10 protein-coding genes and 2 pseudogenes are annotated in these 9,275 nt (G+C 70.2%); 4 read left to right on the top strand and 8 right to left on the bottom strand.

The features are described 5' to 3' along the window. The 8 genes and pseudogenes from CR938_RS13060 to CR938_RS13025 form a co-directional block, all read right to left on the bottom strand. Window positions 1-123, bottom strand: a pseudogene (locus CR938_RS13060) (IS5/IS1182 family transposase); the annotation flags it as partial. 130 nt (window positions 124-253) lie between these two features. Continuing rightward, complete coding sequence (locus tag CR938_RS13055; protein ID WP_425502454.1) at window positions 254-934, bottom strand: YiaD family glycine zipper/OmpA-like lipoprotein; 681 nt, start codon at window positions 932-934, stop codon at window positions 254-256. Between the two features lie 102 nt (window positions 935-1,036). After that, window positions 1,037-2,443 carry a replicative DNA helicase gene (locus CR938_RS13050; protein WP_162125419.1) on the bottom strand — a complete coding sequence of 469 codons (1,407 nt, stop codon included), beginning with the start codon at window positions 2,441-2,443 and terminating at the stop codon, window positions 1,037-1,039. 193 nt (window positions 2,444-2,636) lie between these two features. Next, window positions 2,637-3,086 carry a 50S ribosomal protein L9 gene (rplI, locus tag CR938_RS13045; protein ID WP_162125418.1) on the bottom strand — a complete coding sequence of 150 codons (450 nt, stop codon included), beginning with the start codon at window positions 3,084-3,086 and terminating at the stop codon, window positions 2,637-2,639. A gap of 146 nt (window positions 3,087-3,232) precedes the next feature. Then, a complete protein-coding gene (rpsR, locus tag CR938_RS13040) occupies window positions 3,233-3,463 on the bottom strand; it encodes a 30S ribosomal protein S18 (RefSeq protein ID WP_162125417.1) in 231 nt (76 codons plus the stop codon). An 11-nt stretch (window positions 3,464-3,474) separates the two neighbouring features. After that, window positions 3,475-3,906 (bottom strand): 30S ribosomal protein S6, encoded by a 432-nt coding sequence (gene rpsF, locus CR938_RS13035; RefSeq protein WP_162125416.1) that lies wholly within the window; start codon window positions 3,904-3,906, stop codon window positions 3,475-3,477. A gap of 172 nt (window positions 3,907-4,078) precedes the next feature. Next, entirely contained in the window at window positions 4,079-5,869 is a 1,791-nt protein-coding gene (locus tag CR938_RS13030; RefSeq protein WP_162125415.1) for a DUF885 domain-containing protein, read from the bottom strand. Between the two features lie 115 nt (window positions 5,870-5,984). Next, complete coding sequence (locus CR938_RS13025) at window positions 5,985-6,323, bottom strand: HesB/IscA family protein (protein ID WP_162125414.1); 339 nt, start codon at window positions 6,321-6,323, stop codon at window positions 5,985-5,987. A gap of 111 nt (window positions 6,324-6,434) precedes the next feature. Between CR938_RS13025 and asnS the strand changes: the two genes are divergently transcribed. The 4 genes and pseudogenes from asnS (at window position 6,435) to CR938_RS13005 (ending at window position 9,101) form a co-directional block, all read left to right on the top strand. Beyond that, the gene (gene asnS, locus CR938_RS13020) at window positions 6,435-7,835 is read left to right on the top strand and encodes an asparagine--tRNA ligase (RefSeq protein WP_162125413.1); all 1,401 of its coding nucleotides are present in this window, start codon (window positions 6,435-6,437) and stop codon (window positions 7,833-7,835) included. Between the two features lie 30 nt (window positions 7,836-7,865). Beyond that, entirely contained in the window at window positions 7,866-8,171 is a 306-nt protein-coding gene (locus CR938_RS13015; protein WP_162125412.1) for a hypothetical protein, read from the top strand. After that, window positions 8,168-8,467 carry a hypothetical protein gene (locus tag CR938_RS13010; RefSeq protein WP_162125411.1) on the top strand — a complete coding sequence of 100 codons (300 nt, stop codon included), beginning with the start codon at window positions 8,168-8,170 and terminating at the stop codon, window positions 8,465-8,467. Before CR938_RS13015 ends, CR938_RS13010 begins: the two co-directional genes overlap by 4 nt. A 3-nt stretch (window positions 8,468-8,470) precedes the next feature. After that, window positions 8,471-9,101 (top strand): annotated as a pseudogene (locus tag CR938_RS13005) (FMN-binding negative transcriptional regulator). The last annotated feature ends 174 nt before the right edge of the window (window positions 9,102-9,275 follow it).

Below are 9,275 nucleotides of genomic sequence, written 5' to 3'. Positions count from 1 at the left end.
CGGCTCGATCAGACCCAGCAGCGCCTGCCACGGCACCACCTGCTCCATCTCCGCCAAAAACACCTCGCGCCGCGTGCGCTTGCGGCTCCCCAGACCCTCGGCATCACCGAACGACAGCTGCATCGCATTCACCCCGATCACGGTGAGGCATTGTCGCGCAATCGGGCGGAGTTGTTCAGACCTTCCTTAGGAATTACCAAACGGAAAGGGCCGCGCGTGCGGCCCTTTCCGTTCGTGCGCCTGGCGGCCGGCGTCAGGAGCGCACCGGCACCAGGGTGATCTCCACGCGGCGGTTGGCGGCGCGGCCGGCCTCGGTGTCGTTGCTGGCGATCGGGTAGCGCTTGCCGGCGCCGACCACGATGAAGCGCTGCGGGTTCACGCCCTGGGCCATCAGGTACTGGGCCACGGCGTTGGCGCGCTGCTCGGACAGGCGCTGGTTGACCTCGTCGCTGCCGATGCTGTCGGTGTGGCCGGCCACCTCGACGATGGTCTTGTCGTACTCCTTGAGCACGGTGGCCACGCTGTTGAGCACCGGGTAGAACTGCGGGTCGAGGTTGGCGCTGTTGAAGGCGAAGGTGACGTTGCCCGGCATGTTCAGCGTGATGTTGTCGCCGTTGCGGGTGACGCTCACGCCGGTGCCCTGCAGCTGCTCGCGCAGCGCCGCCTGCTGGCGGTCCTGGTAGGCGCCGATCGCGCCGCCGGCCAGGCCGCCGATGCCGGCGCCGACCAGGGCACGCTGGCGGCGCTCGACCGCGCTGTCGCCGGTCAGCAGGCCCGCGGCCACGCCGATGCCCGCGCCGATCAGCGCGTTGCGACTGGTGCGGGTCATCTGGGCCTCGCCGGTGTAGGGGTTGGTGGTCTGGCAGCCGGTCGCGACGGCCGCGGTGAGCGCGGCGGCGGCCAGCAGGGTCAGGGTCTGCTGCGGGCGGATCATGGTGGACCTCCTTGGAATGCCGTGGTTCCGGACGCCCACGGGCGATCCGGTGGCGCGGATGTTAAGGCAGCGGGCGTGACCGGAACAGGAATGGCGGAGGCCTTACTCGAAGGCCCCCACCGAGTCGTGCGCCAGGTTGTCGAAGCGGGTGTACTCGCCGAAGAACTTCAGCTTGATCGAGCCGGTCGGGCCGCTCCGGTGCTTGCCGATGATGATCTCGGCCAGGCCCTTGTCCGGCGAATTCTCCTTGTTGTAGTACTCGTCGCGGTAGATGAAGATGATCAGGTCCGCGTCCTGCTCGATGGCGCCGGATTCGCGCAGGTCGGCCATCACCGGGCGCTTGTCGGTGCGCGTTTCCAGCGAGCGGTTGAGCTGGGACAGGGCGATCACCGGCACGTTCAGCTCCTTGGCCAGTGCCTTGAGCGAGCGCGAGATCTCCGAGATCTCGGTGGCGCGGTTCTCGCTGTTGCCGGGCACCTGCATCAGCTGCAGGTAGTCGATCACCACCAGGCCCAGGCCGTGCTCGCGCTTCAGGCGGCGGCACTTGGAGCGCAGCACCTCCGGCGACAGCGCCGGGGTGTCGTCGATGAAGATCTTGGCCTCGCGCAGCAGCTTGATGGCGCTGGTGACGCGGCTCCAGTCCTCGTCCTCCAGCTGGCCGGTGCGCAGGCGCTGGGCGTTGACCCGGCCGTTGGACGAGATCAGGCGCAGGGCCAGCTGCGCGGCGGACATTTCCATCGAGAACACCGCCACCGCCTTCTTCGACTTGATCGCCGCGTACTCGGCGATGTTCAACGCGAAGGTGGTCTTGCCCATCGCCGGGCGCGCGGCCAGGATGATCAGGTCGGTTGGCTGCAGGCCGGCAGTGATCTGGTCGAACTCGGTGTAGCCGGTCGGCAGGCCGGTGATGTTGCCGCCGCTCTCGAAGCGCTTCTGCAGCACCTCGAAGGCGTCGCGCAGCGCGGTGTTCAGGCCGGTGAAGTCGCTGCGCCCGCGCGCGCCGGCCTCGGCGATGGCGAACACCTCCTGCTCGGCCTTGGCCAGCAGGGTGGCACTGTCGCGGCCCTCCGGCTGGAAGCCGTCGTTGACGATGCGCGTGCCCACGTCGATCAGCTGGCGCAGGATGGCCTTGTCGCGCACGATCTCGGCGTAGGCGCGGATGTTGGCCGCCGAGGGCGTGGTGGTGGCCAGCTCCACCAGGTAGGCGCCGCCACCGATCTGCTCGGACAGGCCCTGCGAGTCGAACCATTCGCCCAGCGTCACCGCGTCGAAGGGCCGGTTCTTCTCGGCCAGTTCGCGGATGGCGCGGTAGATCAGCTGGTGGTCGCGGCGGTAGAAGTCGGGCTCGACCAGCACATCGCCGACGGGGTCGTAGGACTCGGGCGCCAGCATCAGGCCGCCCAGCACCGCCTGCTCGGCCTCGACCGAGTGCGGCGGCACCCGGAGCTGCTCCACGCGTGCGTCGCTGCGTTCGCTGCGGTCGTTGCGGAAACCAGGGCGGGATGCCATGGGGACGGAAGACTCCTTGGACGTCATCGCCGGCGGGGCCGGCGGGGACGGGATCGGGTCGGCCATCGTAGTCGGCTTGGCATGGAGCGGTTGCAGATAACCCTGTGCATAACCGGTGGGAATCTCAGATCCCGAGACGGCCAAAAAGAAAGGGCGCCTGGCGGCGCCCTCCCTTCGCGATCGGCGTTGCCGGTCAGGCTTCCGGCTCGACCACCACCTTGACGGTGGTCTCGACGTCGGCGTGCAGGTGCACGGTGACCTCGTACTCGCCCACGTGGCGGATCGGGCCCTGGCCCATCACCACCTCGCTCTTCTCCAGCGGCAGGCCGGCGGCGGTGAAGGCCTCGGCGATGTCGCGCGGGCCCACCGAGCCGTACAGCTTGCCCTCGGTGGAGGCGTTGGCCTTGACGGTCACGCTGGCGCCTTCCAGCTTCTCCTTGCGGGCCAGGGCCTCGTCCAGCAGGGCCTTGGCCTTGGCCTCGTACTCGGCGCGGCGGGCCTCGAACTCGGCGATGTTGGCCGGGGTGGCCGGCACGGCCTTGCCCTGCGGCACCAGGTAGTTGCGGCCGTAGCCCGGCTTGACCGTGACCTTGTCGCCCAGGTTGCCCAGGTTGGTGACCTTCTGCAGAAGGATCAGTTCCATCGTATTGCTCCTCTATCCGTTAGCGGCGCCGCCGGCGGACCGGGGCACCGCAACGCTCGCTGTCCGGATCGGACGGATTGTTCGGTGACAGCCGCACACTGTGCGGATGCCCCGGCGCCGGCCCGCGGCCGCCCGGGGCCCCCGGATCACAGGTCGTGGTTGTCGGTGTACGGGATCAGGGCCAGGTAACGGGCGCGCTTGATCGCGGTGGCCAGCTGGCGCTGGTAGCGCGACTTGGTGCCGGTCACGCGGCTCGGGACGATCTTGCCGGTCTCGGTCAGGTACTGGCGCAGGGTGTTGAGATCCTTGTAGTCGATCTCCTTGACGCCCTCGGCAGTGAACTTGCAGAACTTGCGGCGGCGGAAGAACTTGGACATGGGTGCGCTCCTCAGGCGGCCTCGGCGTTGTTACCGCCGTCGTTCTCGGCGAAGGCGGTGTTGGCCTCGCCCTCATCCTCGCGGCGGCGGCGCTCGCCACGGTCGGGCTTGTCGCCCTTCTCGTCCTTGCTCTTCATGATCAGCGAGGGCTCGGTCTCCGGGCCGTCGCGGCGGATCACCAGGTGGCGCAGGATGGCGTCGTTGAAGCGGAAGGTCTCGACCAGCTCGTTCAGGACGTCCTGGCCGGCCTCGATGTTGAACAGCACGTAGTGGGCCTTGACCAGGTTCTGGATCGAGTAGGCCAGCTGGCGGCGGCCCCAGTCCTCGACGCGGTGGACCTTGCCGTTGCCGTTCTCCACGACCGCCTTGTAGCGCTCGATCATGGCCGGCACCTGCTCGCTCTGGTCAGGGTGGACCAGGAACACGATTTCGTAGTGGCGCATGGTGTTTTCCTTGTGGATGCGGCCCTTGCGGGCCTGACAGCCCCCCGCGATGCCGCATGCGGTGGGGCAAGGTTCCCCCGCACCGGGGGCGCAGGGAGTCGGAAATTATGCCGGGGCGGGCCGCCCGGCGCAAATCCACCAGGTGGCGGCCCGCCCCGCCCCCGCCTGCGCCTCAGCCGGCGTTGCGCTTCTGCGCGGCGATCCAGGCGCGGACGTGGGCCTCCAGCGTCTCGAGCGGCCCCGAGCCGGTGGCCAGGACCTGGTCGTGGAACGCGCGCAGGTCGAAGGCCGGCCCCAGCTCGCGGGCGGCCTCCTCGCGCAGGGCCGAGATCCGCAGCTGGCCGATCTTGTAGGCCAGGGCCTGGCCGGGCCAGGCGATGTAGCGGTCGATCTCGTTGACCACGTCCTGCTCGGTCTTGGGCGCGTTGTCCAGGAAGTAGTCGATGGCCTGCTGGCGGGTCCAGCCCTTGGCGTGCATGCCGGTGTCCACCACCAGGCGCACCGCCCGCCACATGTCGTAGGCCAGCTGGCCCATGCGGTCGTAGGGATCGTCGTACAGGCCCATGTCGTAGCCCAGGCGCTCGGCGTACAGGCCCCAGCCCTCGCCGTAGGCCACGAAATAGGCGGTGCGGCGGAACATCGGCAGGTCCGGCAGCTCAGCCCCGCGCGCGAACTGGAAGTGGTGGCCGGGCACGGCCTCGTGCAGGGTCAGGGCCAGCATCTCCCACTTCGGCCGCGCCTCGGGCTTGTACAGGTTCACGTAGTAGTAGCCGGCGCGGGTGCCGTCCACCGCGCCGGGCTGGTAGTAGGCGGTGGTGGTGTCCGGAGCGATGTTGTCCGGGATCGGGCGCACCCCGTACGGCAGGCGCGGGATGGTGCCGAACACCTTGACCAGCTCCGGGTCCACCCGCTTGGACAGGGCCTGGTAGGCCTCCAGCAGCCGCTCCGGGTCGGAATGGAAGAACTTCGGATCGGTGCGCAGGTGGTGGAAGAAGGCCTTCAGGTCGCCGGCAAAGCCCACCTCCCGGCGGATCTCCTCCATCGCGGCGCGGATCCGCGCCACCTCCTCCAGGCCGATGCGGTGGATCTCGTCGGCGGTCAGGCGGGTGGTGGTGTACCAGCCGGCCAGGAAGTCGTAATAGGCCTGCCCGTCCGGCAGGTCGGTGGCGGCGATGCTGTCGCGGGTGCGCGGCAGGTACTCCTGCTCGAAGAAGCGGCCGAACTCGCGGTAGGCCGGCACCACCCTGGTGGCGATCACCTCGCGGGCGCGGGCGCGCAGGGCCTCCTGCTCGGCCGCCGGGATGCCGTCGGGCATCTTCCGGAACGGGCGGTAGAAGGGGCTGGCCTCCGGGTCGTCCACCACCTGCGCGGCGATCTGCCCGGTCACCCGCTGCATCAGCACCCGCGGCGGCATGCTGCCGGCGGCCATGCCTTCGCGCATCAGCGCGGTGGTCTGCCCGACCAGCACCGGCAGGGCCTCCATGCGCGCGATCCAGTTGCGGTAGTCGGCGGCACTGGCGAAGGGCAGGATCTCGGCCAGGCCGTCGGCGGTCTGCACCCCGCCCTGGTGGTCCACCGGGCGCAGGTACTCGCGGAAGCGCTGGCGCTGCACCGCCCGCTCGGCCAGCCACAGGAAGGTGTCGTAATTGAGCTGCTCGGCCGGCGGCAGCAGGTTGCGGTCGATGCGACGCAGCCGCTCCAGGGCCTCGCGCTCGGCCGCCTCGCGCCGGGCGATGGCCTCCAGGCTCATGTCGGTCCAGCGGTCGGCGTAGCGGTGGTCGCCGTGGTAGGCCGCGGTCTCGGGCGACTCGCGCAGGCTGCGCTCCCATTCCTCGTCGAACAGGCGGTGCAGCTCGGCCACGGCCCGGTCGCGGGCAGCCTCGGCGGTGGCGGGCACGGCGGCGTGGGCCGGCAGGAGCGGACAGCAGGCGGCCAGGGCGGCCAGCAGGAGGGTTCGGCGCATGCGGGAGGCTCCGGTGTCGACGGAAGGCCCCAAGCCTACCGTCCGCCCCCGCCCCGGCAAGGGTGCCGGAAGTCCTCCACCGGCCACGCCCGGCCGGGCGCGCCGGCGGCCGTGCTCAGGCCACGTCGGCCCGGGTGGTGAAGCTCTCGCCGCAGCCGCACTCGGCGGTGGCGTTGGGGTTGTCGAAGGTGAAGGTCTCCGACAGGCCCTGCCTGACGAAGTCGATGCGGGTACCGTCCACCAGTGGCAGGCTCTGCGCGTCCACGAAGATGCGTACCCCGTCCTGCTCGAACACGGCGTCGTCCCCGCGCTGCTCGCGCGCCAGGTCCACGGTGTAGCCCCAGCCGGAGCAGCCGGTGCGGGTCACGCCAAAGCGCAGCCCCAGCACGCCAGGCGTGGAAGCCATGAAGCGACGGACACGCTCGTAGGCGGCGGGAGCGAGGGTGATGGCCATGCGGTGTACCTCCGGAGCCGGCAGTATAGCCCCGGGGCCAGCGGGAAAGCTGGCACTCCGGTAAACTTGCGATCCCCTGCAGATCGGGTCCATTGGACGAGGATTCAAGTCATGACGGTGGTCAGCGTCGAACACGCCCTCGCCGGCCGCATCCCCGCCGGCGGCGAAGTCACGGTGCGCGGCTGGGTGCGCACCCGGCGCGATTCCAAGGCCGGTCTGAGCTTCGTCAACGTCAGCGACGGCTCCTGCTTCGCCCCGATCCAGGTGGTGGCCCCGGCCACGCTGCCCAACTACGAGTCCGAGGTGCTGCACCTGACCACCGGCTGCTCGGTGGTGGCCACCGGCACCCTGGTGCCTTCGCAGGGCAAGGGCCAGAGCTTTGAGATCCAGGCCACGAAGATCGAGGTGCTCGGCTGGGTCGAGGATCCGCTGACCTACCCGATGCAGCCCAAGCAGCACTCGCTGGAGTACCTGCGCGAGTTCGCCCACCTGCGCCCGCGCACCAACCTGTTCGGCGCGGTGACCCGCATCCGCCACTGCCTGGCCCAGGCCGTGCACCGCTTCTTCCACGAGCGCGGCTTCTACTGGATCAGCACCCCGATCATCACCACCTCCGACGCCGAGGGTGCCGGCCAGATGTTCCGGGTCTCGACCCTGGACCTGGCCAACCTGCCGCGCACCAGGGACGGCGAGGTGGACTTCTCCCGCGACTTCTTCGGCAAGGAGACCTTCCTGACCGTCTCCGGCCAGCTCAACGTGGAGGCCTACTGCCTGGCGCTGAGCAAGGTCTACACCTTCGGCCCCACCTTCCGCGCCGAGAACTCCAACACCACCCGGCACCTGGCCGAGTTCTGGATGATCGAGCCGGAGATCGCCTTCGCCGACCTCGACGACGACGCGGCCCTGGCCGAGGACTTCCTCAAGTACCTGTTCCGGGCGGTGCTGGAGGAGCGCGCCGACGACATGGCCTTCATCGCCGAGCGCGTGCAGAAGGACGCCATCACCCGCCTGGAGAACTTCCTCAACTCGCCGTTCGAGCGCATCGACTACAGCGAGGCGATCCGGCTGCTGCAGGGCTCGGGGAAGAAGTTCGACTTCCCGGTCGAGTGGGGCCTGGACCTGCAGACCGAGCACGAGCGCTGGCTGACCGAGGAGCACGTCGGCCGCCCGGTGGTGGTGATGAACTATCCCGAGCACATCAAGGCCTTCTACATGCGCCTGAACGACGACGGCAGGACCGTCGCGGCGATGGACGTGCTGGCCCCGGGCATCGGCGAGATCATCGGCGGCTCCCAGCGCGAGGAGCGCCTGGACGTGCTGGACGCGCGCATGGCCCAGTTCGGCCTGGACCCGCAGCAGTACGCCTGGTACCGCGACCTGCGCCGCTACGGCACGGTGCCGCACGCCGGCTTCGGCCTGGGCTTCGAGCGCCTGGTGGTGTACGTCTGCGGCCTGTCCAACATCCGCGACGCCATCGCCTACCCGCGTGCGCCGGGCAATGCCGACTTCTGAGGCCGGCCCGGGCCTGACCGCGAGCGCGCCATGATCCTGTTCCTGGCCCTGTGCTTCGTCGGCGTGGCCATTGCCGGGGCCACCGCGTTCGTCATCTTCTGGCCGCTGACCCTGGTGCACATCCGTGAACGCCACGCCGGCACCGAGGCCGACTTCGGCCCGGGCGCCTTCCTGGCCCCGGCGGCGCTGCACTGGCTGCTCGGCGGCGGCTACCGCGCCCTGCGCGACCCTTCCCTCAGCGGCCTGGCCACCCCGGCCAGGATCGCGCTGCTGACCGTATTTGCCGGCCTGGGCATGGCCGGCCTGCTCTGGCTGATCTCGGAGGCCACCCCATGACATACGACACCTGGTGGCTCGCCACCCTCGGCCAGACCCTGTACTGGGCCCGCCTGCGCGTGCGCGAGGCCGGCACCGCCCAGGTGCTGGACCACAACGGCACCGTGCACAGCTACGACAGCGAGGATTCGGCCCGTTCCATGCTGCTGGACGCCGGCTACGTCGAGTTCGGCGGCATGGACGAGGACGACGCGCTCGAGCGCGGCTTCTCCCTGGCCGAGCTGTCTCCGCCGCAGGCCGACAGCGACACCGAGCTGGTCGGCCGCATGACCGTGACCCTCGGCCACCGGACCTGAGCCATGTACCTGCCGCGCGCCTTCGCCGAGACCGACCTGGCCGGCCTGGACGCGCTCCTGGCCCGCGATCCGTTCATCACCCTGGTCACCACCGGCGCCGACGGCCTGCCTGAGGCCTCGCACCTCCCAGTGCTGTACACCCGCCGGGGCGACACGGTGCGGCTGGAAGGCCACTGGGCCGCCGCCAACCCGCAGGCCGGCCACCGCGGCCCGGCGCTGGCCATCGTCCACGGCCCGCACCACTACATCACCCCCCGACTGGTACCCGGACAAGGCCCGGGCCGCCCGCGTGCCGACCTGGAACTACGCGGTGGCGCACCTGCGCGGCGAGCTGGAGCCGCTGCGCGGGGAGGACGAGCTGGCCGCGATCGTGGCCGGCCTGGGCCGGCGCTTCGAGCCGGAGGTCGGCGGCCGCTGGGCCTACGACCACGCCAACCCGCGCGAGCGCGCCCAGCTCCGCGGCATCGTCGGCTTCCGCTTCCATGCGCGACGGATCGAGCTGAAGTTCAAGCTCAACCAGAACCACCCGCCGGCCAACGTGCGCGGCGTGGTCGAGGGCCTGCGCCGCTGCCCGGGCCCGGCCGCGGCGGAAGTGGCCGCGCTGATGGCCGAACGCCTGGCGCGGCGGCCGTGAGGGCGGCGCAGGTGCCGCGCGCTGGCCGCTCGGGGATAATACGGCGAGCCTCTTTTCAATTTCGAGTGGGTAAGCTGGACCTGAGCAGGTACGGGATCGGGTATGACTGACAAGCTGTTTGAGGCTGCCTTGGGGGTCTCTCCGCCGTGGCAGGTGACGGGCGCGGACTTCGAT

Source organism: Pseudoxanthomonas taiwanensis, assembly GCF_010093135.1.
Lineage (GTDB): Bacteria > Pseudomonadota > Gammaproteobacteria > Xanthomonadales > Xanthomonadaceae > Pseudoxanthomonas > Pseudoxanthomonas taiwanensis.
Note: the sequence above shows the minus strand (reverse complement) of the source record. Positions and strands in the feature narration are given on the sequence as shown.

Coding starts and splice junctions, on each gene's coding strand:
- CR938_RS13055 (WP_425502454.1), bottom strand. CDS start 934: ATGATCCGCCCGCAGCAGACCCTGACCCTGCTGGCCGCCGCCGCGCTC.
- CR938_RS13050 (WP_162125419.1), bottom strand. CDS start 2,443: ATGGCATCCCGCCCTGGTTTCCGCAACGACCGCAGCGAACGCAGCGAC.
- rplI (WP_162125418.1), bottom strand. CDS start 3,086: ATGGAACTGATCCTTCTGCAGAAGGTCACCAACCTGGGCAACCTGGGC.
- rpsR (WP_162125417.1), bottom strand. CDS start 3,463: ATGTCCAAGTTCTTCCGCCGCCGCAAGTTCTGCAAGTTCACTGCCGAG.
- rpsF (WP_162125416.1), bottom strand. CDS start 3,906: ATGCGCCACTACGAAATCGTGTTCCTGGTCCACCCTGACCAGAGCGAG.
- CR938_RS13030 (WP_162125415.1), bottom strand. CDS start 5,869: ATGCGCCGAACCCTCCTGCTGGCCGCCCTGGCCGCCTGCTGTCCGCTC.
- CR938_RS13025 (WP_162125414.1), bottom strand. CDS start 6,323: ATGGCCATCACCCTCGCTCCCGCCGCCTACGAGCGTGTCCGTCGCTTC.
- asnS (WP_162125413.1), top strand. CDS start 6,435: ATGACGGTGGTCAGCGTCGAACACGCCCTCGCCGGCCGCATCCCCGCC.
- CR938_RS13015 (WP_162125412.1), top strand. CDS start 7,866: ATGATCCTGTTCCTGGCCCTGTGCTTCGTCGGCGTGGCCATTGCCGGG.
- CR938_RS13010 (WP_162125411.1), top strand. CDS start 8,168: ATGACATACGACACCTGGTGGCTCGCCACCCTCGGCCAGACCCTGTAC.